This is a genomic window from Bradyrhizobium sp. USDA 4353, assembly GCF_054063215.1.
Genome location: NZ_JBSSGB010000001.1, coordinates 5,615,669 through 5,641,046, shown reverse-complemented (window position 1 = coordinate 5,641,046; position 25,378 = coordinate 5,615,669). Strand labels below are relative to the sequence as shown.

General features: G+C 65.2%; 24 protein-coding genes. 18 read left to right on the top strand and 6 right to left on the bottom strand.

The annotated features are described in order from the left end of the window. Position 1 precedes the first annotated feature (1 nt). The 6 genes from sufC (at position 2) to ACVILH_RS25495 (ending at position 4,863) form a co-directional block, all read left to right on the top strand. A complete protein-coding gene (sufC, locus tag ACVILH_RS25520; protein WP_456715348.1) occupies positions 2-754 on the top strand; it encodes a Fe-S cluster assembly ATPase SufC in 753 nt (250 codons plus the stop codon). Positions 755-777: 23 nt separating this feature from the next. Beyond that, positions 778-2,100: a Fe-S cluster assembly protein SufD gene (gene sufD / locus ACVILH_RS25515; RefSeq protein ID WP_456715347.1), complete on the top strand. Its 1,323-nt coding sequence runs from the start codon at positions 778-780 to the stop codon at positions 2,098-2,100. After that, positions 2,097-3,344: a cysteine desulfurase gene (locus ACVILH_RS25510; RefSeq protein ID WP_456715346.1), complete on the top strand. Its 1,248-nt coding sequence runs from the start codon at positions 2,097-2,099 to the stop codon at positions 3,342-3,344. The genes sufD and ACVILH_RS25510 overlap by 4 nt, the downstream gene beginning before the upstream one ends. After that, entirely contained in the window at positions 3,341-3,712 is a 372-nt protein-coding gene (locus tag ACVILH_RS25505) for an SUF system Fe-S cluster assembly protein (RefSeq protein WP_456715345.1), read from the top strand. Before ACVILH_RS25510 ends, ACVILH_RS25505 begins: the two co-directional genes overlap by 4 nt. Before the next feature lie 61 nt (positions 3,713-3,773). Further along, positions 3,774-4,163 (top strand): HesB/IscA family protein, encoded by a 390-nt coding sequence (locus tag ACVILH_RS25500; protein WP_456717075.1) that lies wholly within the window; start codon positions 3,774-3,776, stop codon positions 4,161-4,163. A gap of 124 nt (positions 4,164-4,287) precedes the next feature. Then, a complete protein-coding gene (locus tag ACVILH_RS25495) occupies positions 4,288-4,863 on the top strand; it encodes a TfoX/Sxy family protein (protein ID WP_456715344.1) in 576 nt (191 codons plus the stop codon). Positions 4,864-4,891: 28 nt separating this feature from the next. Here the strand turns inward: ACVILH_RS25495 and ACVILH_RS25490 are convergent, their stop codons facing one another. Continuing rightward, positions 4,892-5,959, bottom strand: a complete 1,068-nt coding sequence (locus ACVILH_RS25490; protein ID WP_456715343.1) for a GGDEF domain-containing protein — start codon at positions 5,957-5,959, stop codon at positions 4,892-4,894. A 339-nt stretch (positions 5,960-6,298) separates the two neighbouring features. Then, positions 6,299-7,771: a DEAD/DEAH box helicase gene (locus ACVILH_RS25485; protein WP_456715342.1), complete on the bottom strand. Its 1,473-nt coding sequence runs from the start codon at positions 7,769-7,771 to the stop codon at positions 6,299-6,301. Positions 7,772-8,260: 489 nt separating this feature from the next. On the opposite strand from ACVILH_RS25485, the gene ACVILH_RS25480 reads away from it, so the two are divergent. Further along, complete coding sequence (locus ACVILH_RS25480) at positions 8,261-9,757, top strand: caspase family protein (RefSeq protein ID WP_456715341.1); 1,497 nt, start codon at positions 8,261-8,263, stop codon at positions 9,755-9,757. Positions 9,758-9,778: 21 nt separating this feature from the next. On the opposite strand, the gene ACVILH_RS25475 is transcribed toward ACVILH_RS25480, so the two are convergent. From ACVILH_RS25475 to parE, 4 genes are all read right to left on the bottom strand, one after another. Next, positions 9,779-10,546 (bottom strand): SDR family NAD(P)-dependent oxidoreductase, encoded by a 768-nt coding sequence (locus ACVILH_RS25475; protein WP_456715340.1) that lies wholly within the window; start codon positions 10,544-10,546, stop codon positions 9,779-9,781. A 31-nt stretch (positions 10,547-10,577) separates the two neighbouring features. After that, positions 10,578-10,763 (bottom strand): hypothetical protein, encoded by a 186-nt coding sequence (locus ACVILH_RS25470; protein WP_456715339.1) that lies wholly within the window; start codon positions 10,761-10,763, stop codon positions 10,578-10,580. 183 nt (positions 10,764-10,946) lie between these two features. Then, positions 10,947-11,732 (bottom strand): outer membrane protein, encoded by a 786-nt coding sequence (locus tag ACVILH_RS25465; protein ID WP_456715338.1) that lies wholly within the window; start codon positions 11,730-11,732, stop codon positions 10,947-10,949. 240 nt (positions 11,733-11,972) lie between these two features. Continuing rightward, positions 11,973-14,060, bottom strand: a complete 2,088-nt coding sequence (gene parE / locus ACVILH_RS25460; RefSeq protein WP_456715337.1) for a DNA topoisomerase IV subunit B — start codon at positions 14,058-14,060, stop codon at positions 11,973-11,975. A 271-nt stretch (positions 14,061-14,331) separates the two neighbouring features. Here parE and ACVILH_RS25455 point away from each other — a divergent pair, with 271 nt between their 5' ends. The 11 genes from ACVILH_RS25455 (at position 14,332) to ACVILH_RS25405 (ending at position 25,378) form a co-directional block, all read left to right on the top strand. Then, the gene (locus tag ACVILH_RS25455; protein WP_456715336.1) at positions 14,332-14,862 is read left to right on the top strand and encodes a DedA family protein; all 531 of its coding nucleotides are present in this window, start codon (positions 14,332-14,334) and stop codon (positions 14,860-14,862) included. Between the two features lie 232 nt (positions 14,863-15,094). Then, complete coding sequence (locus tag ACVILH_RS25450) at positions 15,095-15,745, top strand: FMN-binding negative transcriptional regulator (RefSeq protein ID WP_456715335.1); 651 nt, start codon at positions 15,095-15,097, stop codon at positions 15,743-15,745. Positions 15,746-15,756: 11 nt separating this feature from the next. Further along, positions 15,757-16,746: an N-acetyl-gamma-glutamyl-phosphate reductase gene (gene argC / locus ACVILH_RS25445; RefSeq protein WP_456715334.1), complete on the top strand. Its 990-nt coding sequence runs from the start codon at positions 15,757-15,759 to the stop codon at positions 16,744-16,746. 117 nt (positions 16,747-16,863) lie between these two features. Then, positions 16,864-18,090 (top strand): threonine ammonia-lyase, encoded by a 1,227-nt coding sequence (locus tag ACVILH_RS25440; protein ID WP_456715333.1) that lies wholly within the window; start codon positions 16,864-16,866, stop codon positions 18,088-18,090. A 43-nt stretch (positions 18,091-18,133) separates the two neighbouring features. Then, complete coding sequence (locus ACVILH_RS25435) at positions 18,134-19,261, top strand: RNA ligase (RefSeq protein ID WP_456715332.1); 1,128 nt, start codon at positions 18,134-18,136, stop codon at positions 19,259-19,261. A 252-nt stretch (positions 19,262-19,513) separates the two neighbouring features. Next, the gene (locus tag ACVILH_RS25430) at positions 19,514-20,773 is read left to right on the top strand and encodes an extracellular solute-binding protein (protein WP_456715331.1); all 1,260 of its coding nucleotides are present in this window, start codon (positions 19,514-19,516) and stop codon (positions 20,771-20,773) included. Between the two features lies 1 nt (position 20,774). Then, on the top strand, positions 20,775-21,716 hold the full coding sequence (locus ACVILH_RS25425; RefSeq protein WP_456715330.1) for a carbohydrate ABC transporter permease: 942 nt from the start codon (positions 20,775-20,777) through the stop codon (positions 21,714-21,716). Then, positions 21,709-22,557 carry a carbohydrate ABC transporter permease gene (locus tag ACVILH_RS25420; RefSeq protein WP_456715329.1) on the top strand — a complete coding sequence of 283 codons (849 nt, stop codon included), beginning with the start codon at positions 21,709-21,711 and terminating at the stop codon, positions 22,555-22,557. The genes ACVILH_RS25425 and ACVILH_RS25420 overlap by 8 nt, the downstream gene beginning before the upstream one ends. A 22-nt stretch (positions 22,558-22,579) precedes the next feature. Next, entirely contained in the window at positions 22,580-23,677 is a 1,098-nt protein-coding gene (locus ACVILH_RS25415) for a Gfo/Idh/MocA family protein (RefSeq protein ID WP_456715328.1), read from the top strand. A 10-nt stretch (positions 23,678-23,687) separates the two neighbouring features. After that, positions 23,688-24,332, top strand: coding sequence for a ThuA domain-containing protein (locus tag ACVILH_RS25410; protein ID WP_456715327.1), 645 nt, complete (start codon positions 23,688-23,690; stop codon positions 24,330-24,332). Continuing rightward, positions 24,329-25,378, top strand: coding sequence for a LacI family DNA-binding transcriptional regulator (locus ACVILH_RS25405; RefSeq protein ID WP_456715326.1), 1,050 nt, complete (start codon positions 24,329-24,331; stop codon positions 25,376-25,378). Before ACVILH_RS25410 ends, ACVILH_RS25405 begins: the two co-directional genes overlap by 4 nt.

Genomic DNA, 25,378 nt, shown 5'->3' with positions numbered 1-25,378 from the left:
GATGGCACTACTCGAAATCAAGAACCTGCAGGTCCGCGTCGAGGAGCGCGAGATTCTTCATGGGCTGACGCTGACGATCGACGAAGGCAAGGTGCATGCGATCATGGGGCCGAACGGCTCCGGCAAGTCGACCTTGTCCCACGTCATCGCCGGCAAGCCCGGCTATGAGGTGACCGGCGGCGAGATCCTGTTCAAGGGCGAGGACCTGCTCGCCATGGATCCGGACGAGCGCGCCGCCAAGGGCGTGTTCCTGGCGTTTCAATATCCGGTCGAGATCCCCGGCGTCGCGACGATGACCTTCCTGCGCACCGCGCTGAACGCGCAGCGCAAGGCGCGCGGCGAGGAGGAATATTCGACGCCGGACTTTCTGAAGAAGGTGCGCGAGATCTCCAGGCAACTCAGCATCCCGCAGGACATGCTCAAGCGCGGCGTCAATGTCGGATTCTCCGGCGGTGAGAAGAAGCGCAACGAGGTGCTGCAGATGGCGCTGTTCCAGCCGTCGCTGTGCATCCTCGACGAGATGGATTCCGGCCTCGACATCGACGCGCTGCGCATCGCGGCCGACGGTGTCAACGCGTTGCGTTCGCCGGAGCGCTCGATGATCGTGATCACCCATTATCAGCGGCTTCTGAACTACATCGTGCCCGACGTCGTTCACGTGATGTCGAAGGGCCGCGTCGTGAAGAGCGGCGGCAAGGAGCTCGCGCTCGAGCTGGAGGCGTCCGGTTACGCCCAGTTCGAAGACGCGGCCTGATCGCTGGCCGGAATGGATCTGTGATGAATGTAGCTTTGGTCAAGAACGACAGCGGTCCGGCGGCGAGCAGCGTGTTCGCTGCCGCGCAGGGCCGGCTGCCCGGCGCCGGCAAGGTGGCGGATGTCAGGCGCGAGGCCTTCGCAGCCTTCGAGCGCACCGGCCTGCCGCACCGGCGCATCGAGGAATGGAAGTACACGGACTTGCGCGCCCTGGTGCGCGAGGTTCTGCCGCTTGCCGGTGCGCCCGATGCTGCGGCATTGGCGAAGGCGAAAGCTGCAATCGCCCTGGTCGCGATCGACGGCGCCGCCAAGCTGGTGCTGGTCGATGGCGTGGTCGCAGCCGAACTGTCCGACCTCGCCGCGCTTCCGGCGAGCGTCACCGTGCGCACGTTGCGCGCGGTGCTGGACGAGGCATCGAACGAGGCGCGTGGCGACCTGCTGCTGACCAAGGCCAGCGATCCCATGCTGTCGCTGAACGCGGCGCTCGCGACTGACGGGGTCCTGGTCACCGTTGCCGATGGTGCGCAATTATCGGCACCGCTGCACCTGATCCACGTCGCCACGGCGTCGAAAGCCGCACGCTACAGCCGCTCGCATGTGAAGGTCGGGCAGGGCGCCCGCGCGACCCTGGTCGAGACGTCCATCGCCGCTGATGGCGTTGCCGCCTATCAGGCCAATGATGCCGCCGTGATCTGGGTCGGCGACGGCGCTCAGCTCTCGCACATCCGTCTGATGCGCGATGCTGCTGACGCCGTGAACATCTCGTCCGAGCTGTTCACCGTCGGTGCCAAGTCCAAGCTCGGCCTGTTCAACATGACCAGCGGCGGCGCGGTCAGCCGGCTGCAGGCGTTCTTCACGCTCGCGGGCGAGGCCAGCGAGCTGATCGTCAACGGCGTCAACCTGCTGCGCGACAAGCAGCACGGCGACATGACGCTGGTGGTCGACCACGCCGTGCCCGGCTGCACCAGCCGCGAGAACTTCCGTGCCGTGCTCGACGATCGCGCCCATTCGGTGTTTCAGGGCCGCATCATCGTCCGCCCCGACGCGCAGCAGACCGACGGCAAGATGATGACCCGCGCGCTGCTGCTGTCCGACGAGGCCGAGGCCGATAGCAAGCCGGAGCTCGAGATCTTCGCCGACGACGTCTCCTGCGGCCACGGCGCCACTGCCGGCGCGCTCGATGACAGCCTGCTGTTCTATCTCCGCGCCCGTGGCCTCCCCGAGAAGCAGGCGCAGGCGCTGCTGATCCAGGCCTTCGTCGGCGAGGCCATCGAAGCAATCGAGGACGATGGCCTGCGCGAGCGCGTCATCGCCACGGCCCAGGACTGGCTGGAGGCCCGCGCATGAGCACGCATCCCGCCGTGTCCAACGGCTCCTACGACGTCGCCCGCATCCGCGAGGATTTTCCGGCGCTGGCGCTCGAGGTCTACGGCAAGAAGCTCGTCTATCTCGACAACGCCGCCTCGGCGCAGAAGCCGCGCGCGGTGCTCGACCGCATGACGCAGGCCTACACCAGCGAGTATGCCAACGTGCATCGCGGCCTACATTATCTCGCCAACGCCGCGACCGAAGCCTATGAGGGCGGCCGCGAGCGCGTCACGCGCTTCCTCAATGCGCGGCGCAGCGAGGAGATCATCTTCACCCGCAATGCGACCGAGGCGATCAACCTCGTCGCCGCATCATGGGGCGGCGCGAATATCGGCGAGGGCGATGAGATGGTGCTCTCGATCATGGAGCACCACTCGAACATCGTGCCGTGGCACTTCTTGCGCGAGCGCCAGGGCGCCGTGATCAAGTGGGCGCCGGTCGACGATGACGGCAACTTCCTGATCGACGAGTTCGAGAAGCTGCTGACGCCGAGGACGAAGATCGTCGCCATCACCCAGATGTCGAACATGCTCGGCACTTTGGTGCCGGTGAAGGAGGTCGTGCGTCTCGCGCATGCGCGCGGCATCCCGGTGCTGATCGACGGCAGCCAGGCGGCCGTGCATCTCGCGATCGACGTCCAGGACATCGATTGCGACTTCTACGTCTTCACGGGCCACAAGCTGTACGGGCCGACCGGCATCGGCGTGCTCTATGGCAAGTACGACATGCTCGCCGCGATGCGCCCCTTCAACGGCGGCGGCGAGATGATCCGCGAAGTGTCGCGGGATGTCGTCACCTATGGCGACCCGCCGCACCGGTTCGAGGCGGGCACGCCGATGATCGTCGAGGCCGTCGGCCTGGGCGCTGCGATCGACTACGTCAATTCGGTCGGCAAGGAGCGTATCGCCGCGCACGAGCACGACCTGCTCACTTACGCTCAGGAGCGGCTGCGCGAGATCAACTCGGTCAGGCTGATCGGCACCGCCCAGGGCAAGGGGCCGGTGATCTCGTTCGAGATGAAGGGCGCTCATGCGCACGATGTCGCCACCGTGATCGACCGCCAGGGCGTCGCGGTGCGCGCGGGCACGCATTGCGTGATGCCGCTTTTGGAGAGATTCAACGTCACGGCGACCTGCCGGGCCTCGTTTGGCATGTACAACACGAGGGAAGAGGTCGATCAGTTGGCACAGGCACTGATCAAGGCGCGGGATTTGTTTGCATGACCGACACGGCCGAAGTCAAAACTCAGTCAGTCGAAACGCAGTCGGCGCTGCCGGCGGAGGAGACCGAACGGTTGTCCGCCGAGATCATCGCGGCGCTCAAGACGGTGTTCGATCCGGAGATCCCGGCCGACATCTACGAGCTCGGCCTGATCTACAAGGTCGACATCAAGGACGATCGCAGCGTCGACGTGGTGATGACCCTGACGACGCCGAACTGCCCGGCGGCCGGTGAGCTGCCGACCATGGTGGAGAACGCCATCGCCAGCGTTCCCGGCGTCGGCGTCGTCAACGTCAACATCGTCTGGGAGCCGCAATGGACGCCGGACCGGATGAGCGACGAGGCCCGCCTCGTCCTCAATATGTGGTGAGGCACGAAGTTTGAATGACGGGCGGCATTGATCGACCGCCGGGATTGAACAGATGACCGATATGACGAACACGCCAGTCGCCGCCAAGCCGAAGCCGCGCCCCCGTCCGCAAGTGATGCGGCTGACCGAAGCGGCCGCCACGCGCATCCGTGAGCTGACGCAGCGTGCCGAGTCCGAGATCATCGGCCTGCGCGTCGGCGTCAAGAACGGCGGCTGCGCCGGACAATCCTATACGGTCGAATATGCCCATGACATCCGGCCGACCGACGAGGTCGTCGAGGACAAGGGCGTCAAGATCCTGGTCGATCCCAAGGCGGTGCTGTTCCTGCTCGGCACCGAGATGGACTACCAGAGCGACAAGATGCAGGCCCAGTTCGTGTTCAACAATCCGAACCAGATCAGCGCCTGCGGCTGCGGCGAGTCGGTGCAGCTGAAGCCCGCTGAAGTCTGATCGTCGGATTTCGACCCGGCATTTCCGCCACATCTGTCGCGTTCGCGACATTGACAGGCTGGCCTCGGCAGGACGACAAACGCATCATGCGTTTTTGAATCGTCCCGGCCGGAGGCACGCCGCGATGGATCGCGAATATCTCGAGGAGCTGTTCGCCGGCTTCGGACCGGTCACGATCCGGCGGATGTTCTCCGGCTTCGGCATCTCGGCTGACGGCATCAACTTCGCTCTGGCGCTCCGCAGCGGGCTCTATCTGCGCGCGGACGAAGCGAGCTTCGCCAAATTCGAGGCAGCCGGCTCCAAGCCGTTCTCCTACGAGACCCGGGCGCGAGCGATGACCGTGCGCTCCTATTGGCAGGTCCCCGCGCATCTGTTCGACGATAGCGACGAGTTCACGCTGTGGGCGCGTGAGGCATTCGGCGCTGCGCAAACGGCAGCGCTGGCCAAACGGATGAAGCAGCGCGCGACGTCCCGGAAGGGCCGCGACTCGTCTCTGACACCGGAGAAGGGCTCGGTTAAAAAGGCTGGCGCCTCTAGGAAGACCGCGCCGAAACAGTCCGGATCAAAAAAGGTCCCAACGAACAAGACGTCAGCCAAGAAGACGCTGGCGAAGCCGAAGCAAGCGAAGTCCGCCAAAGCGACTCGCAAGGTTGCGCCGCGCGCTCGTGCGTCCGGTGCTCCGACGGCCAGACGCCGCTGAGATCGAGGATGCAGCCGTCGCGTGGCCATTACGCGACCTGGCCGCGCGTCTCCGCGGTGTATTCAGGGTCGGTCTCGCAGACCACGCGATTGCGGCCGTTGCGCTTGGCCGCGTAGAGGCAGGCGTCGGCGCGCTCGATTAGCGCGTCGGTGTCATCGCCGGATCGGAGCATCGATACGCCGACCGAGATCGTCACGCGCCCCAGGATCTCGCCGGTCGACTTCTTCTTCAGCTCCTTCGCGGTGACCGCGCGGCGGATCTGGTCGGCCACCGTCAACGCCTGCCGGAGCGAGGTGTTCGGCAGCACGACGGCGAATTCCTCGCCGCCATAGCGCGCGGCGATGTCCTGTCCCTTGATCGCATGCTTCAAGGTCATGCCGACCAGGCGCAGCACCTGGTCGCCGGTGAGGTGGCCGTAGGAGTCGTTGAACGACTTGAAATGGTCGATGTCGAACATCAGCAGCGAGAGCGGCTGGCTGGTGGCGAGCCCCGTCTGCACCGTCGTCTCGATCATGCGATCGAAATATTTGCGGTTGCCGAGCCCGGTCAGCGGATCGGTGAGACTCTCGGCCCGGATCGCCTCCAGGCTCTGCTGCAGCCCGCTGATCTCGTCCTTGGACAGCGACAGGCGTTCCTCGAGCACCCGGTTGGTCTCGCGCATCTGCTTGGTCGAGTGCGCGAGCGCCTCGATGATGTCGACGAGCTGCTCGCGGCTCGTGGCCGATGCGAGCATGCGATCGGCGCCGGCGAGGCTCGCATCATAGCTCGCCGTCCGGCCGAGAGCATCCGACAGCATCCCCATGAGATCGTCGATCTCACCGACCACGCGGGCGCCGACCTTGTCGATGCGATCCGACGTCTTGAGATGCGTGAGATAGGATTCGTAGAGCTGGTCGAGCTCGGATTGCGAGAGCTTGCCGTTGCGCGCCAAGGTCTCGTTGATGATCTCATTCAGTGGCGCGTTGTAGCCCGTCGCATAGACGTACCAGATTTCGTAGTTGCGCGGGTTTGCCGAGTGGCGCAGCGTTCTGATTTGGCTGAGCGCGACCTCGGCGTAGGCCAGCGTGCGTTCGTGTTCGTCAAGCGCATTGACCACAACAGGTTCTCCCCAATCGCCCGCGTCGCCGTCACAACAATGAAATAATGAATGACGGCCAAGCTAAAGGACGTGTGTGAACCAGGGGTAAATACGGCCGTAGAGTCACGGAGAAGCGTCAAGCAGCGCTTACACCGGAGCCGTCGCTCATATGTTCAATGAGCTACATAAGCGGCGATTTGCGAGCGTTATCTGGCGCCTCGTCCTGAGGACTGTCTGGGCTCGCATCGGAAATCGCACCATCGCTGAGGGGGATCGTGCGATCGGCTTAACTTATGTGAAGCTGGGAACCGAAACAGCAGAGCTCCAAGCGAACTAATAGCTTGGAACTCTCACTGGTCAGGGGAGCGGCGCGCGGACCGGGCGCAGCAGGAAAGCGGGCAGATGCGAATGATCGGCCGGCTCGTTGTCGTGGTCGCGCCGCGGCCGACGCGACTCGTTGCGCGGCTGCTCATGACGCGGCTGCTCGCTGCGCGCAGGCCGCGACGGTGCTGATGCTGCCGGACGAGGGGAGGCTACGACCGGACGCGGCTCACGCTCGCGCGGTTCCCGCTCACGGGGCTCACGCTCACGGGGCTCACGCTCACGCGGCTCGCGCTCGCGCGAGGTCTTGCCCCGGCTGCGGCGAGAGGCATCGCGTGGACGGCGCTCGCGCTGCTCGTCCTCGTGCGAGGACTCCTGAACCTGGTAGTCGCCCTCGATGGTCGGGATGCTCTGTCCGATCAGCTTCTCGATCGCGACGACCGACTTCTGATCGGCCGGAGCGACGATCGAGATCGCCGTCCCCGTACGTCCGGCACGACCGGTGCGGCCGATGCGGTGAACGTAGTCGTCGGAATGATGCGGAACGTCGAAGTTGAAGACGTGGCTGACCTCGGGAATGTCGAGGCCGCGGGCGGCGACGTCGGAGGCGACGAGCAGCGGCAGCTCACCCTTGCGGAACTGATCGAGCGCCGCCATGCGCGCCGACTGGTCCATGTCACCGTGCAGCGCGCCGACGCTGAAGCCGTGCTTCTGCAGCGATTTGTGAACGATGGCGACATCGCGCTTGCGGTTGCAGAAGATGATCGCGTTCTTGAGGTCCTTGGCTTCACGCAGCAGGCGGCGCAGCACTTCGCGCTTCTGATGCGCTTCGCGGCCGGACGGCACCTGCAACTGGGTGACGGTGACCGCCGTCGTGGCCGGCTTGGACACTTCCACCTTCTGCGGATTGTGCAGGAAGGCGTCGGTGATGCGCCGGATTTCCGGCGGCATGGTCGCGGTGAAGAACAGGGTCTGGCGAGTGAAGGGGACGAGCTTGCAGATGCGCTCGATGTCCGGAATGAAGCCCATGTCGAGCATGCGGTCGGCTTCGTCGATGACCAGGAGCTCGACGCCGGTGAGCAGCAGGCCGCCGCGTTCAGTATGGTCGAGCAGGCGGCCCGGCGTTGCGATCAGGACGTCGACGCCGCGGGTCAATTTGGCATCCTGGTCGCCAAAGGAAACGCCGCCGATCAGCAGGGCGACGTTGAGCTTCTGTCCGACGCCGTAGCGGTCGAAATTCTCTTTGACCTGTGCTGCGAGCTCGCGGGTCGGCTCCAGGATCAGGGTGCGCGGCATGCGTGCGCGGGCGCGGCCTTTTTCGAGGATGGTGAGCATCGGCAGGACGAAGGCGGCGGTCTTGCCGGTGCCGGTCTGGGCGATGCCGAGCACGTCGCGGCGGGCGAGAACGTGGGGGATCGCCTGTTCCTGAATGGGAGTCGGGGTGGTGTATCCGGTTGCCGCTACTGCAGCCAACACCTTGTCGGACAAGCCGAGATTGGAAAAAGACATCGAGCCTCTATGTCACGCGCCAACAGGCGACGGGGCCTCTATTCGACGCCGCCGTTAGGAATCGAGGGGTAAAAGGCTGTGGTCGCGTTCAACCCCGAAACGGCATGCTCTAAGGAAGCTGGGGGTGTCTGACTTACGCTGACCGGCGGCGAATTCATCAGGAATCGGATCGTATCCCGGCCGCGCTGCTGCGGAAGATAGGGACGAAATCCGCAAAGTCAATGGAAGAGGGCGGCGAAGTCCCGAAAAAGCTTAATGTTTTTGCATTGATTCCAGGCAGATCGTCGTCCTGTTGTCGTACTTCGGGCTGGCCGAAGACGAGGACGCCCACCACCGAGGGCGGGGCCTCGTCGAATTGTCGACGGAATTGCGGCGTGTGTTCGGCGCCGCTGGCGAGGTCGGGGGCGTGCCGGCCTGGGATAGGTGAACCGGCGGCCCGGCGCGGCCGACTATCGATGGCGCAGCCTGATGCTGCGAGGGCAGGGACGAATGATGAGATCGATGCTGATGATGCTGGCCTGCGGGTTGGCGCTGCTGGCCATGATGGTGGCGCCGCCCGCCCAGGCGGAGAAGCGCGTCGCGCTCGTCGTCGGCAACAACGACTATCGCTACGTCCCGAAGCTCCAGAAGGCCGTCAATGACGCGCGCACGATGGGCGATACGCTCAAGCAGCTCGGCTTCAACGTGATGGTCGCGGAAAATCTGAACCGTCAGCAATTCAGTCAGACCCTGCTCGCCTTCGACAATGCCGTCGAGCCCGGCGATACCGCGTTCTTCTTCTACGCCGGGCATGGCTTCGAGATCGCCGGCCAGAACTTCCTGCTGCCGACCGACGTGCCGGCGGCGACGGAAGGGCAGGAGGAGCTGGTGCGCGACGCCTCGATCCTCGCGGACCGCATCATCGAGCGCCTGCAGAACAAGAAAGCGCGGACCTCGATCCTGGTGTTCGATGCCTGCCGCAACAATCCGTTCGAGCGCTCGGGCACGCGCGCGGTCGCCGGCGGCGGTGGACTGGCGCCGTTGACGCAGCTGCCCGAAGGCGTGTTCTCGGTATTCTCGGCCGGGCCGCGTCAGACCGCGCTCGACCGGCTCTCGAATGAGGACACCAATCCGAACTCGGTGTTCACGCGCACCTTCGCCAAGGAGCTGACGCAGCCCGGCGTGAACCTGGTGCAGGTCGCGCAACGCACCCGGCGCGCCGTGAGCGAGCTTGCCGAGACCGTGCGCCACAAGCAGATCCCGGTGTATTTCGACCAGATGGTCGATGATGTCTTTCTCAACGGGATGGCGAAAGCACCTGCGGCGGAGAAGCCGCCCGAGCCGCAGCAGAAGCTGGCTGCGCTGCCGCCGGTCTCCGCGCCGAAGATTCCGCCGGCCAACGAGATCATGAACGCGCCGATCGCGATGTTCTCCCGCCACAATGGCGGCTGGACGGTGACGTTCTCGATCGCCGATCCGACGCTCGGCATCTCCTGGCGCATGGGCGAGACGGGCGAGTTTCGCGAGACCGGATTTTTGGATGTGCTCGATCCGCGCACCCGCAAGCGCATGCCCAATCCGTCGATCCAGCTGCCGGCGGATGCGCCGGCCGGCACCATCCAGGTGCGTTATGTCGATGCATCAGGCGAGATGCAGGGGCCGTTTCCGATCCGGTTCGAGCCGGAGGCCGCTTTGGTGCGCGACCAGCGCAAGATCCTCGACATGACCGCGACCAGCTGGCTGTCGTTTCGCGAGTTCAACGGGCTGCTCGTCTACTACACGCATCTGATGTCGTATCGCTGCGCGATCCGCGAGGTGCGCATCGGCATCGATACGGCCGTGCCGGACAAGGTGCTGAACATGCCCGGCTGCGACATGCGCGATCCGATCGCGATCCCGTCCAACGCCACGCCCTATCTGAAGCTGCCGCCGGCGACGAAGTTCGTCTCCGTCGAGCTGACCTATCGCGATGGCAGCGTGTCCGAGATCAAGAGTTTTCGGCGCTGACAGCTTCCGCGCTGATCTGGTTCACGCCGAGATCGAGTAGCCGCCGTCGACCGGAATCGCCGTGCCGGTGACAAAGTCGGAGGCCGGTGAGCTCAGGAAGGTCGCGATGCCGGCGAAGTCGTCGATATCGCCCCATCGCGCGGCCGGCGTGCGTGCCAGCACGCGGTCGTGCAGGCCGTCGATCTGCTGGCGGGCCGCGCGCGTCAGATCGGTATCGATCCAGCCGGGCAGAATCGCGTTGACCTGGATGTTGTCAGGCGCCCAGGCACAAGCGCAGGCGCGCGTGTACTGCACGATGCCGCCCTTGCTGGCGGCGTAGGCGGGCGCGAAGCTGGCGCCGAAGATCGACAGCATCGAGCCGATATTGATGATCTTGCCGCCGCCATTCGCTTTCAGGGCGGGGTAGGCGGCCTTGGAGCACAGGAAGGCGCTGGTCAGGTTGGTGTCGATCACCTCCTGCCATTCCTCCAGCTCGAGCGTATGCGGCGGCTTGCGGATGCTCATGCCGGCGTTGTTGATGAGGATGTCGATTCGGCCGAGCTCGCCGGTGACGCGCGCGACCATCGCGGCCACGTCATCCGTGTTGCTGACGTCGGTCTTGACCGCGATGGCGCGGACGCCGCGTGCGGCAAGGTCGGTCACAGCGGCCTGCGATTTCGCCTCGTTGCGGCCGACCACGGCGATGTCGGCGCCGGCGTCGGCGAGTCCCCGCGCCATCCCCAGGCCGATGCCGCCATTGCCTCCGGTCACGATCGCAACTCTGCCTCTCAGGTCGAAACGGCCTGCCATGCGTCTTCTCCAAATCGGTTTTCAAAAGAGGTCAGCAGGTGCCCTGCCAGATCATCACCAGGCCAAGCGCACCCATGCCGACGCCATAGCCGGCCCATTGCAGCTGGTTGATCATGAAGCTCGTCCGGGGCCATGCCACCACGCCGGTGCCCTGACCAACCCAGAACAGGCCGACGGCGAGCAGAAGCAGGCCGCCGATCATCAAGAATCTCCGCATGGCCATTGTCCTCCGTCGTCGACTGGCTTCTCAGCATCGGAGACGCTGCTGCCGTCTTTTTTGTGGAGGAGAGCCTAGCGGCCGATGGTCGCGCTGACCAGGGCGGCAATCTGCGGGGAGCAAAACAAAAAGCCCCGGATGATCCGGGGCTTTTCGCAGTCAATCGAGAATGCCGATTGCCGATCAGTACTTCGAAACGACCGGGCCGGTCCAGTTGAAGCGATAGACCAGCGAGGTGCTGATGGTCTGCACCCACGGCTTGAAGGTCACGGTCTGGAACGGGGCCGCAGCGCCGACCGCCGTCTCCGGGAGAGTGACGCGGCCGTAATAGGCCGAGCGATATTCGGTCTTCATGAACCAGCCCGGCGCGGTGATGCCGAAGATGTTCAGGTTGTTCTCGACACCGCCGCCGATGAACCAACCGTCGCGGTGGAACGAAGGCGTATTCGCGACGACAGCGCCACCGCCCGCAGCCAGGGTCGACAGACCAGCACCCGACCACTCCGAGCCGGTGTAGCCGCCGTTGACGTAGGACAGAACGTTCGGCGCGACGAGGTAGCCGACGCGGACACCAGCGGCGTAGCTGGTGCGCAGCTTCTCACGTCCTTCGAGGGCGAAGTTCGGATCGGTCAGCGAGCCGCGGATGTCGCCGAACTGACCGTCGGCGAACACGCCGGCCAGCCAGGAGCTGTTGAACTGCCAATCGTAACCGGCGCCGACCGTGCCGAACCAGCCATTGCCACCGAGGCGCTGATCGCGGGTGATCGCCAGGCCGCCAACCGTGTTGACGTTGCTATCGGCATTCCAGAGGCCACCGCCAGCACCGCCGAAGATGTAGAAGCCGGTCCAGCTCGGAGCAACCGGCGCCATCATCGGGGCCTTCGCGTAGGGACGCGCGGCCAGATCGGCAGCCGAAGCCGCACCCGTCATCACCACCACCGCGGTCGTAGCAAGCAAAAGCTTTTTCATATCTAATTCCCCAAGAGATCGACGGGTCGTCAAAGACCGGACGTGGCGGCGATTCCCTCGCCTGATGTGCCCGAACTATAGCCGATTGATGCCCAAAAGCTGTTGCCGGTTCACCACAGTGGAGGGGAAAGTGCAGTGCGGGACCGTCGGCGTTCCCGTAAGTCGTTGTTCACAAAAAACAAAAGCAGGCCCACGCGAGCGCGTGGAACCTGCAATCGTGGCGTGAAATCGGGTCAAAAGCTAGACGTCGAGCAGCTCGTCGCTGGCGAATTCAGCCTTTTCCGAAATGAAGGCGAAGCGCGCCTCCGCCTTGGTCCCCATCAGCCGCTCGACCGAGTCGGCCGTGCCGTCGCGATCGTCGGCGATCAGCGTCACCCGGAGCAGGGTGCGCTTGGCCGGATCCATGGTGGTCTCCTTCAACTGCGCGGGCATCATCTCGCCCAGGCCCTTGAAGCGGCCGATCTCGACCTTGGCATTAGCGTTGAACTCGCGCTTGAGCAGCTCGTCGCGATGGGCGTCGTCGCGCGCGTAGAACGTCTTGCTGCCATGGGTCAGCCGGTACAGCGGCGGCACGGCGAGGTACAGATGGCCCTCGTCGATCAGCCGCGGCATCTGCCGGTAGAAGAAGGTGATCAAGAGCGAAGCGATATGGGCGCCGTCGACGTCGGCGTCGGTCATGATGATGATGCGCTGGTAGCGCAGATCCTCTTCGCGATACGACGTGCCGGTGCCGGCGCCGATCGCCATCACCAGGTCGGCGAGCTGGGCGTTGGCAGTCAGCTTGTCCTTGCCGGCCGAGGCGACGTTGAGGATCTTGCCGCGCAGCGGCAGCACCGCCTGCTTCTTGCGGTCGCGCGCCTGCTTGGCGCTGCCGCCGGCCGAATCGCCCTCGACGATGAACAGCTCGGAGCCCTCGGTGCCGGCATCGGTGCAGTCGGCGAGCTTGCCGGGCAGGCGCAGCTTCTTGGTCGCGGTCTTGCGCGCCGTCTCCTTCTCCTGGCGGCGGCGGATGCGCTCCTCGGCGCGCTCGACGACGAAGTCGAGCAGCCTGTTCGCCTGCACCGGATTGCCCGAGAGCCAGTGGTCGAACGGGTCCTTCACGGCCTGCTCGACGATGCGCTGCGCTTCTGCTGTCGCGAGACGGTCCTTGGTCTGGCCCTGGAATTCCGGCTCGCGCACGAACACCGAGAGCATGATGGCGGCGCCGGCCATGATGTCCTCGGAGGTGATGTTCGCCGAACGCTTGCCCTGGCCGACGCGCTCGGCGTGGTCCTTCAGGCCGCGCAGGAGTGCGCTGCGGATGCCCGATTCGTGGGTGCCGCCATCGGGGGTCGGAATCGTGTTGCAATAGGACGACAGGAAGCCGTCGGCGTCGGCGGTCCAGGCCACCGCCCATTCGCAGCCGCCATGGCCGCCGGTGCGGCCGGACTTGCCGGCGAAGATGTCCGGATGGACCAGCGTGTCGGCGTGGATCGCTGCCGCCAGATAATCCTTCAGACCTCCCGGGAAGTGGAAGGTCGCCTCTGGTTGGACGTCCTCGATGCCCTTGAGCAGCGACGGATCGCATTTCCAGCGGATCTCGACGCCGCCGAACAGATACGCCTTGGAGCGCGCCATCTTGAACAGGCGCTGCGGCTTGAACGTCGCCTTGGCGCCGAAGATGGTCGGGTCGGGCTGGAAGCGCACCTTGGTGCCGCGGCGGTTCGGCGCCTTGCCGACCTCCTCGAGCTTGCCCTTGGGATGGCCGCGCTCGAAGATCATGCGATAGAGCTTCTGGTTGCGCGCGACCTCGACCTCGAGCCGGGTCGACAGCGCGTTCACCACGGAGATGCCGACGCCGTGCAGGCCGCCCGAGGTCTCGTAGACCTTGGAGTCGAACTTGCCGCCCGCGTGCAAGGTGCACATGATGATTTCGAGCGCCGACTTCTTCGGGAATTTGGGGTGGGGATCAATAGGAATGCCGCGGCCATTGTCGGTGACCGTGAGGAAGCCCTCGGCGTCGAGCTCGACCTCGATGAAGGTGGCGTGGCCGGCCAGCGCCTCGTCCATCGAGTTGTCGATGACCTCGGCGAACAGATGGTGCAGCGCCTTCTCGTCGGTGCCGCCGATATACATGCCGGGGCGGCGCCGTACCGGCTCCAGGCCCTCAAGCACCTCGATGTCACGGGCGGTGTAGTCGCCCTCGGAACCGGCCGCACGGGCGGCTGGCTTGGCGGGAGTCTTGGCTTGCGGCTTGGTCTGGGCCTTGCCCTTGGCGGCGAATGCCGCCAGCGGGTCGGGGACCCCCTTGGCCTTGGCTTTTGCAGCTGATTTCAACGGCTTACCCATGGAATCTTGATGTTGCGCTTGCGCATTTGGAACGAATCGTTGCGCCTGACTATGCCATGGACCGGCATAAGACAATGATCCCGGAAACGCCGGCCCCCGGAACCAACCGGCAGGCGGAGGCGGGTGTGGTCGCTGGATCCGGCTTGTTCACGCGCCGCAGCCGGTTGTTGTGACTTGAAGTTGCCCCGCTCCGTGGCGTACCAGTCTTCGCCAGGGAACCGCAAAGCGCTTCAAGCACTTACAGCCGGGTCGCAGGAAAGGCGTCGAGCAGATGGAAGATTTTGGCCGCGCGGTTGCCGACGTCGTGCGCGACCATCAGGCCTGGGCTGCTCCAATCGTCCTGCTGCTCGCCTTCGGCGAGTCCCTGGCCTTCATCTCGCTGCTGATTCCGGCCTGGGGCGCCCTGGTGGCGATCGGCGCCTTGATCGGCGCCACCGGCATCAGCTTCTGGCCGGTCTGGCTGGCCGGCGGCCTCGGCGCGGCGCTCGGCGACTGGGTGTCCTACTGGTTCGGCTACCGCTACAAGGACCGCGTCGCGCAGATGTGGCCGCTGTCGCGCTATCCGGAGCTGCTGCCGCGCGGCGAGGCGTTCGTGCGGGATTGGGGCGTGCCGAGCATCTTCATCGGCCGTTTCTTCGGGCCGCTGCGCGCCTCGGTGCCGCTGGCCGCGGGCATCTTCGAGATGCCGTATATGATGTTCCAGATCGCCAACTTCGTCTCGGCGTTGGTCTGGTCGGCCGTGTTGCTGCTGTTCGGCGATATCATCGGGCGCATCATGGAATGGCTGTGGCGCGCCGTCTGACGCGCGCCGGCCAGACGCGACCTTGACGCAGGAACCGCGCGGCCTTATAGCCCTGCGCCCATGATCAACGCCGCGACCATTTTCATTGCCGCCATGCGCCGTCGTACCCCCGCGGTACGGGCGATGGTCTGCGTCTAGATCATCCCCCTTGCCGCCGGACCCGATCCCGCGGCAGTTCTTCCCCTTGCAGCGTGATCGATCAGGCGGCTCCTTCGTCCAGCAGGAGTGACCGATGTACACGCCACCGCCCTTCAAGCCAGACCGCGCCGCAAGCCTCGGCTTTGCCGATGCGCGCGGCTTCGGCACGGTCTGCGCGTGGGACGGCAGCAAGCCAGTTGCGTCACCGCTGCCGTTTCATCTGGGGGCGCTGAACGACGGTACGCCGCAGGCGTTCTTCCATGTGGCCCGCAACAATCCGCTGGTGAAGCTCGCCGACGGCGCGACGCCATGGCTGCTCGCCGTGAACGGTCCCGACGCCTATGTCTCGGCCGACTGGTACGTCTCGCCGGAGCAGGTGCCGACCTGGCTGTATCAGGCGGTGCATCTCACCGGCCCGGCGCGGGTGCTGTCCGATGCCGAGCTCGCGGCGCAGGCCGACGCGCTCAGCGCCAAGTTCGAGCAATGGCTGTTGCCGAAGACGCCGTGGACCTCGGACAAGATGACCGCCGGCCGGCTGGAGTCGATGCGCAAGGCAATCGTCGGCATCGTCATGACCATTGAACAGGTCGAGGGCAGCTTCAAGCTCAACCAGCACAAGTCCGAGGCCGACTATGCAGCCGTGGCCGCAAGGCTCGGCGAGCAGCCCGACATCGGCTCGCAACAGATTTCCTCTCTCATGCGGCAGGCGCGGCCCCAGGCCTTTGCCGGCGAAACCCAGACCTGAAGGAGCGTGTCATGACCGTGATCGATAGCAACCCGCCGAAGGCTCACACTGCCGCCGGCATGACGACCCGCTCCGTCTTCGTCGACGGCGGCTCGGGCACGACCGGCCTGGGGATTGCTGAGCGGCTGGCGCATCAGAGCGACATCGTCGTCAAGACGATCGCCGAGGACAAGCGCAAGGATCCCGCCGCCAAGCGGGCGCTGATGGCCGAGGTCGATCTCGTCATCCTGTGCCTGCCCGATGACGCCGCCAAGGAGACGGTGGCGCTGATCGATGGCATGGGCAGCGCGGCGCCGAAGGTGCTGGACGCGTCGACCGCCTATCGCGTGGCGCCGGACTGGGCCTATGGCTTTCCGGAGCTCGCCCCCGACCAGGCTGACAAGATCCGCAACGCACGCAAGGTCTCCAATCCCGGCTGCTATCCGACCGGCGGCATCGCGCTGCTGCGGCCACTGGTCGATGCTGGCCTAATGCCACAGGATTATCCGATCACCGTGAACGCGGTGAGCGGCTATTCCGGCGGCGGCAAGACGATGATCGCGGCCTATGAGGCCGGGACCGCCCCGCACTTCGAGCTTTATGGTCTCGGCTTGGAGCATAAGCACCTGCCGGAGCTGCAGCTCTATTCGCGGCTGACGCGGCGGCCGATCTTCATTCCCTCGGTCGGCAACTACCGGCAGGGCATGCTGGTGTCGGTGCCGCTGCAGCTCGAGACGCTGCCGGGCAAGCCCGCGGGGGCGGATCTGCATGCCGCCCTGGCGAAGCACTATGCCGGCAGCAAATATGTCTCGGTGATGCCGCTCGAGAGCGGGTCCAACACAAGCGGCAAGCTGGAGCCCGAGGGGCTGAATGAGACCAATCAACTCGAGCTCTACGTGTTCGCCAGCGACAAGCATCACCAGGCGGTGCTGGTCGCGCGGCTCGACAATCTCGGCAAGGGAGCGTCGGGCGCGGCCGTGCAGAACATGCGGCTGATGCTCGGGCTTCCCGACCTCGGCTGAGATCGACACGGATCAGCCGGCTGCGCCAGCGGCCGGCTGGTTTCAACAGTATGATGCAAGCGCCGGCGCCTGACCGGCATCGCCGTGCAATGACGCACGTTGGGGATAGGCAGAGCTATGACCGCCATCGATCTGAACGCGCTGCCCGTGACCGTGAACGACGTCCGCGCCGCGGCTGACACCATCGGCGGCGCGGTGCTGGCCACTGCCTGCAACCAGAGCCGGACGCTGGGCGAGATCTGCGGCTGCAACATCTGGCTCAAATTCGAGAACCTGCAGTTCACCTCCTCGTTCAAGGAGCGCGGCGCGCTGAACCGGCTCAACGCGCTGTCGGCCGAGCAGAGAGAGCGCGGCGTGATCGCGATGTCCGCCGGCAACCACGCGCAGGGCGTCGCCTACAACGCGCGGCGGCTCGGCATTCCCGCCACCATCGTCATGCCCGTGGGCACGCCGATGGTGAAGATCGAGAACACCAGGCGGCACGGCGCCGAGGTCGTGATCTCCGGCGCGACCTTGGAGGAGTCCGGCGCGTTCGCCAGAGAGCACGGCGCGGCCCACGGCATGACCATGATCCATCCTTATGATGATCCGCTGATCATCGCGGGGCAGGGCACGGTTGCGCTGGAGATGCTCGCTGTCGTCCCCGAGCTCGACACGCTGGTGGTGCCGATCGGCGGTGGCGGCCTGATCTCCGGCATCGCCGTGGCGGCGCGCGCGATCAAGCCGGGCCTGCGCATCATCGGCGTACAGGCCGAGCTGTATCCGTCGATGTTCAACGCGATCAATCACAGCAGCCTGTCGATGCGTGGCGACACGCTGGCCGAGGGCATCGCGGTGAAATCGCCGGGCCGGATCACGACCGAGATCATCCGCCATCTCGTCGATGACATCCTGCTCGTGACTGAGCCGCAGATCGAGCGCGCGCTGGCCACCTTGATTTCGATCGAGAAGACGGTCGTCGAAGGCGCCGGCGCCGTCGGCCTCGCCGCGGTGCTCGCGCATCCCGCGCCGTTCGCCGGCCGCAATGTCGGCCTCGTGCTGTGCGGCGGCAACATCGACACCCGTCTGATCGCCTCGGTGCTGACGCGGGAGCTGGCACGCGAGGGCCGGCTGACGCAGCTGTCGATCGACATCGTCGATCGGCCGGGACAGCTCGCAGCCGTGTCGACATTGCTCGCCAACGCCGGCGCCAACATCATCGAGGTGTCGCACCAGCGCACGTTCTCGGATCTGCCTGCCAAGGCGACCTTGCTGGAGCTGGTGATCGAGACCCGCGACCAGGCTCATCTCAACGACGTGATGGCGAAGCTCGTGGCCGCCGATTTCAAGGCGCGCTGCACCTGAGCCTGTTCGTCTCTCGATTCATACTGATTGTGGAACGTCAACGATGTTCAAGACGATTCGGCATATTTCCGACGTCGAGCCCGCGGTTGCCGGCAAGAAGGAGATTCGTTTCCTCTCCCAGCCCAACGGCATCACGCTCGGCTGCTACCTGTTCATGGATTCCAAGACCTTCGACTCGCCGGAGGCGCTGGAGTGCCGCGGCATCGCGTTCGATCGCGCTGGCCAGATCGTGTCGCGGCCGTTGCACAAGTTCTTCAATGTCGGCGAGAAGGAGTGGCTGGCGCCGGACCGGCTGCTGTCGCGCGACGACATCGTGGCGATCTACGACAAGCTCGACGGCAGCATGGTCGCGACCGCCTGGGTCGATGATCAGCTGAGATGGCGGTCGAAGAAGTCGTTCAATTCGGATGTCGTCAGGCTGGCGACGCAATTGCTGGGGCAGCCTGAGAATGGCCGCATCAACGCCTTCGCCCAGGAGGTCGCGCGCGCCGGCATGACGGCGATCTTCGAGCTGACGCACCCGGATGCGCGGATCGTCGTTGCGCAGGAGCAGCCCGAGCTGCGCCTGCTGCATGTGCGCGACAACGTCACCGGTCAATATGTGATGCTCGATCGTGGTCACGCCGTTCACGACCTGATCGCCAGTCACGCCGTTCCGCTGGTGCATCGGTTCGACGGGCTCTCGCTGTCGGCTGCCATCGACTCGCTCGCCGACATGGAGGGCAGGGAAGGCTACGTCATCCAGTTCGCCAATGGCGACATGGTCAAGGTCAAGTGTCCCTGGTACCTGCGCATCCATCGCAGCCTGTCGTTCCTGCGCGAGCGCGACATCGCGTGGCTCGCGCTGAACGAGGAGCTGGACGACGTCAAGGGCCACCTCGTGGAAGCAGGTGTTGATTTGGCCGCTGTGAATGAGGTCGAGGCGCGGCTGAAGAGCATGCTCTCTGGCTTTCTGGATGAGATCGAGGCCATCTATCAGCGCGACCGCGATCTCGATCGAAAGAGCTTTGCCATTGCCAACAAGGACCATCCGCTGTTCGGCCTGGCGATGCAGCGTTACCTCGGCAAGGAGGTCACCTTGCTCGATTGGTATGGACGCACGCGGCTGAAGGACGATTTCAGCCTGCGTCCACTGGTCGACGAAACGCTGATCGACGCCCTCGACGGCTGAGTGCCGGCTGACCGCCTCGCGTGAGCGAGGTGGTCGTCGTGGTTCACCGCGTTGCAGCGTGGTTGTTGTTTCCTCCGCCGCCCTCCGTTCCGCTCGCGGTCTGATGGAACTCGGACCGGCGGAGTGCACCCGCGCACGCCTGCTGCATGCGCGAAGTCAATCGCGTGAGGTGAGCCAGGTCAGAATTTTAGTTGCGCACCTCAGAATTTGAGGACAGGATTACCTCAACAAAAAGACGTTGGGAGGATTCTGATGAGACTGCTCGCGAAGCTCGGATTCGCTGCGGCCGCATGCCTGCTTGGCACTGCCGCGGCCGTCGCCGACACGACCGTCAAATGGCTGCACATCGAGGTCAATCCGGCCCAGGTGAAGATCTGGGAGGAGGTCGCGCGTGCCTATGAGGCCTCGCATCCCGGCACCAAGATCGAGATGCAGTTCCTCGAGAACGAGGCCTACAAGGCGAAGCTGCCGACGATTCTGCAATCCAAGGACCGTCCGAACATCATCTACAGCTGGGCCGGCGGCGTGCTGAAGGCGCAGATCGAGGCCGGCGTGCTGGAGGACATCACCGACCAGGTGAAGGGCTATAGCGACAGCATCACTCCGGCGGCGCTCGCCGCCTTCACCGACAATGGCCATGTGTACGGGCTGCCGATCTCGCTCTCGCAGGTCGGCTTCGTCTGCAACAGGGAGCTGATGGCCAAGGCCAAGGTCGATCCCGCCGCGATCAAAACCTGGGACGATCTGCTGGGAGCCGTGAAGACCCTGAAGGCTGCGGGCGTGACCCCGATCGTGGTCGGCGGCGCCGACAAATGGCCGCTGCACTTCTACTGGACTCATCTGGCCGTCCGACTCGGCGGCAAGCCGGCGTTCGAGGCGGCGCTCCGTGGCGAGAACGGCGGCTTCGCGGGCGACACTTTCGTCAAGTCCGGCGAGCTGTTCAAGCAACTGGTCGATCTCCAGCCGTTCCAGAACGGCTTCCTCGGCTTCAAGAACCCGCAGGCGGTTGGCTATTTCGGCGACGGCAAGGCGGCGATGACGCTGGCGATCAGCTCGGTCTACAATCTTCAGCGCGCGCTCGCGGCCGATAAGGTGGGCCTCGGCGAGGACAAGATCTGCTGGTTCGATTTCCCGACGGTCGCCGGCGGCAAGGGGGAGCCGACCGATACGCTCGGCGGCATCACCGGCTGGCTCGTCACCAAGGGCTCGCCGAAGGAAGCGACGGACTTCCTGAAATACTTCATCTCCAAGGACGTGCAGACGCGGCTTGCGGCCGGCAACTTCATCATTCCGGTGGTGCAGGGGGCCGAGGCCGGTCTCACCAATTCCTTCATGAAGCAGATCGCGACCAATCTGGCGAAGTCGAACTATCACCAGAACTTCTATGACCAGAGCCTCGGCCCGTCGGTCGGCCGCGTCGTCAACGACGTCAGCGCGGAGATTGCCGGCGGCAGCATGAGTCCGCCGGAGGCGGCGAAGGCTATCGAAGCGGCGCGCAAGCAGGGCAACTGACGTGGCGCGTCCGATCGCGAGTACGCCGTCGCTGCAGGTCGCGCGGCCGTCGCCGGCCGTGCGCGCGAGCCGCGGCCCGAGCTGGGATGGCCGCTTCACCGTCCTGATCCTGTTCTTGCCGCCGGCCTTGCTGCTGTTCACGCTGTTCGTGGTGCTGCCGATCGGCGAGGCCGCCTGGTACTCCGGCTTCAACTGGAACGGGTTCGGCAGGCCGACCAATTGGATCGGCTTCGACAACTACCGCTTCGTGCTGGAGACGCGCGCGTTCTGGCTCGCGCTCCGCAACAACGGCCTGATCATCGCGGTCTCGCTGTGCGTGCAGCTCCCGCTGGCGCTGACGCTGGCCCTGATGCTCGCCGAGCGGTTCCGCGGCGCGGTCGCGCTGCGCATGCTGTTCTTCATGCCGTATATTCTCGCGGAGATCGCGACCGGGCTGATCTTCAGCTTCGTCTATGACGGGGATTACGGCCTCGTGGCCTCCATCTGGCGCGGTTTCGGTGCCGAGCCGCCGCACCTCCTGGCCTCGACCGACACCGCGATGCTGGCGGTGCTGATCGTGATCGTCTGGAAGTATTTCGGCTTCCACATGATGCTGTTCATTGCAGCGCTGCAGAGCATCGACAAGAGCCTGATCGAGGCCGCCCGGATCGACGGCGCGACGCGGACGCAGAGCCTGCGCCATGTCGTCATCCCCTTGCTCTATCCGACCATCCGGCTGTCCGTCTTCTTCGCCATCATCGGCTCGCTGCAACTGTTCGACCTGGTGATGCCGCTGACACGTGGCGGGCCAGCGGACTCCTCGAACACGATGGTGAGCTTCCTCTACAACAACGGCATCTCGCGCATGCGGGTGGGCTACGGCAGCGCCATCGGCGTCATCCTGTTCGTGATCTGCGTGACCTTTGCCTTCACCTACAAGCGATGGTTCATGCGCGATGAATAGGGCTGAGACCACGAGAGAGCCGTTCGATCCGGCCGTGCTGTTCAAGGCGGCATTCCTGACCATCGTCGCCGTCTTCGTTGTGGTGCCGCTGCTGGCGACCTTCCTCGGCGGCTTCAAGTCGCTCGGCGAATTGCGCGTCAATCCGTTCGGGCTGCCCAGGCATTGGGAGTGGCAGAACTATGCCGACATCCTGTTCTCCGGCCGCTACTGGCAGCTGCTGCGCAATTCGCTGATCATCTCGACGCTCACGGTGGTCCTCACCCTGATCGTCGCGTCCATGGCGGCGTTCACCTTCGCTCATGTCCGGTTCTACGGCAGCTCGATGCTGCTGAGCTATCTCACGCTCGGCCTGCTGTTCCCGGCAGCGACGGCGGTGCTGCCGCTGTTCATCAAGGTGCGCGACCTCGGGCTGCTCGACACTTATTTCGGCGTCGCGCTGCCGCAGGTCGCGTTCAGCCTCGCCATGAGCGTGCTGCTGCTGCGACGGTTCTTCAAGGACATCCCCTACGAGCTGTTGGAAGCCGCGCTGGTCGACGGCTGCAGCTACGTGAAGTTCTTCCGCTACGTGACCCTGCCGCTATCACGTCCGATCCTGGCGACCGTCGGGACCATCACCTTCGTCAACAGCTGGAACGCTTATCTGCTGCCGCTGGTGATGCTCAACACCGATGCGCTGTATCCCTGGCCGCTCGGCATCATGGTCTATCAGGGCGAATATTCGTCCGAGTGGCACCTGATCCTGGCCTTCATCACTCTGACCATCCCGCCCACCATCATCCTGTTCCTTCTGGCGCAGAAGCACATCGTTGCCGGCCTGACGTCGGGGGCGGTGAAGGGATGAACCTGACATCACGGAGAATGCAATGAGACGCGTCGGCATCGGCATCATCGGCTGCGGCAACATCAGCACCGCCTATCTGAAGGCGGCCCAGCGCTTCCCGGTCCTCGACATCAAGGCTCTCGCCGACATGCGCAGCGAGGCGGCCGAGCGCCAGGGCGCCGCCTTCGGCCTTCCCGGCATGCGGGTCGACCAGCTGCTCAAGCGCGACGACATCGAGATCGTCATCAATCTCACCGTGCCGCTCGCGCATACCGATGTCAGCCTCGCCGTGCTCAATGCCGGCAAGCACGTTCATTCCGAGAAGCCGCTCGGCATCGATGTCGCCGAAGCCCGCAAGGTGATGGAGCTCGCCGCGCAGAAGAATCTTCGCGTCGGCTGTGCGCCGGACACGTTTCTCGGAGGCGGACACCAGACCGCGCGCAAGCTGATCGACGACGGCGCGATCGGCACGCCCGTCGCCGGCAGCGTCTTCTTCGGCTGCCCCGGCCATGAGCGTTGGCATCCTGCGCCGGGCTTCTACTATCTGCGCGGCGGCGGTCCGATGCTCGACATGGGACCGTACTACATCACCGATCTCGTCCAACTGCTCGGTCCGGTCGCGAGCGTGATGGGCTCGACCGCGCGTCCGCGGGCGGAGCGTCTCGTCACCAGCCAGCCGATGAACGGCACGCTGATCCCGGTCGAGGTGGCGACGCACGTCTCCGGCACGCTCGAATTCGAGAGCGGGGCGGTGGTGTCGGTGACGATGAGCTTCGATGTGCCCAAGCACCGGCATGCGCCGATCGAGATCTATGGCGACCAGGGCAGCATGCTGGTGCCGGATCCCAACCGCTTCGGCGGCGAGGTGCAGGTGGCCAAGACCGGCGGTGAATGGGAGACGATGCCGCTGACGCATGGGCACGTCGACGGCGAATTCCGCTCGATCGGCGTCGCCGACATGGCGATCGCGATCCTGAACGACCGGCCGCATCGCGCCAGCGGCGCGCTGGCCTTCCACGTGCTCGAGGTGATGGAGGCGTTCCAGACCTCCGCCAACGAAGGCCGCCGCGTCAGGATCGAGAGCCGCGTCGAGCGGCCTGCGGCCCTGCCGGCGGGACGCGACACCGGACAGATCGATTGAGGACAGAGACATGCGCAAGGCAATGATTGTATGGGGCGGCTGGCCGGGACACGACCCCGATCTCTGTGCCTCGATGATCCGGGGATGGCTGAAGGCGGAAGGCTTCGACGTCCGGATCGAGACCACGACCGCGGCTTTCGCCGATCCCGCGATCCATGATCTGTCGCTGATCATTCCGATCTACACGATGTCCAAGATCGAGAAAGCTGAGGCGCTCAACCTTTGTGCGGCGGTGCGCAGCGGCGTCGGTCTCGCCGGCCATCACGGCGGCATGGGCGACGCCTTCCGCGATTCGGTGGACTACCAGTTCATGTGCGGCGGGCAATGGGTCGCGCATCCCGGCAATATCATTGACTACCGGGTCGACTTGACCAAGCCGGATGATCCCATCATGAAGGGATTGAAGAGTTTCGAACACCGGTCCGAGCAGTATTATATGCATGTCGACCCGGCCAACGAGGTGTTGGCGACCACGACCTTCAGCGGCGAGCATGCCCCCTGGATCGAGGGGGTCGTGATGCCGGTGGTGTGGAAGAAACGTTATGGCGAGGGCAGGGTATTCTATTCCTCGCTCGGTCATCGCGCCTATGAGCTCGACGTGCCCGAGATCCGCACGCTCATGACGCGCGGCATGCTATGGGCGGCCCGCGAGTGACCCCTGACGCAACGCCAATGCCGGTCCGCGCCACGCTTGAAGACGTCGCGCGGACGGCCGGCGTTTCGCTCGCCACTGTCGACCGGGTGATCAATCGGCGCGAGGGTGTGCGGGCCAAGACCGTCGCGCGCGTCGAGGCTGCCGTGGCCAAGCTCGGCTATCGCGCCGACATCGCCGCCGCGCGTCTCGCCCGCGGCCAAAGCTTTCGCTTTGCCTTCGTGCTGCCGACCGGCGGCAACAGCTTCATGACCAACCTGACCGAGCAGGTCCAGCGCACCGCGGAGTGGCTGGCCGGCCAGCGCGGCTTCATCGACATCCTCCATGTCGATGTGTTCGATCCGGACGTGCTGGCGCGCGCGCTGGAGACGCTGTCGCCGGCCTATCAGGGCGTCGCAGTGATTGCGCTTGACCATCCCCGAGTCCGTGCCGCCATTGACGAGCTCACCGCGCGTGGCGTTGCTGTTGTGACGCTGGTGTCGGACGCGCCGAGCTCGCGCCGCCTGCACTACGTCGGCATCGACAATCCCGCGGCGGGGCGAACCGCGGCCACCCTGATGGGGCGCTATCTCGGCGGCCAGGAGGGGACCGTCGCGGTCATCGCCGGCTCATTGTCGCTGCGCGATCATGCCGAGCGGCAGTTCGGCTTCAACCAGATCCTGTCGAGCGAGTATCCGAACCTGCGGGCGTTACCGGTGCTCGAGGGCCGCGACGACAGCGAGCGCACGCGGGAGTTGACGACGGAGCTGCTCGCCCGCCACGCCGACCTGCGCGGCATCTATTGCTGCGGCGCCGGCAACCGTGGAATTGCCGATGCGCTGGAGGCGTCGGGGCGAGCGCGCGAGGTGGTGTGGATCACGCATGAGCTGACCCAGCACACCCGGCGCTTCCTGGTCCGCGGCACGCTGGACGCGATCATCAACCAGGATCCGGGCCACGAGGCGCGCTCGGCAGCGCGCGTCTTGCTTGCGCATTGCTCGGGCGAGCCGACGAGCCCCGATCAGGAGCGCATCCGCATCGACATCTTCCTGCGGGACAATCTGCCCTAG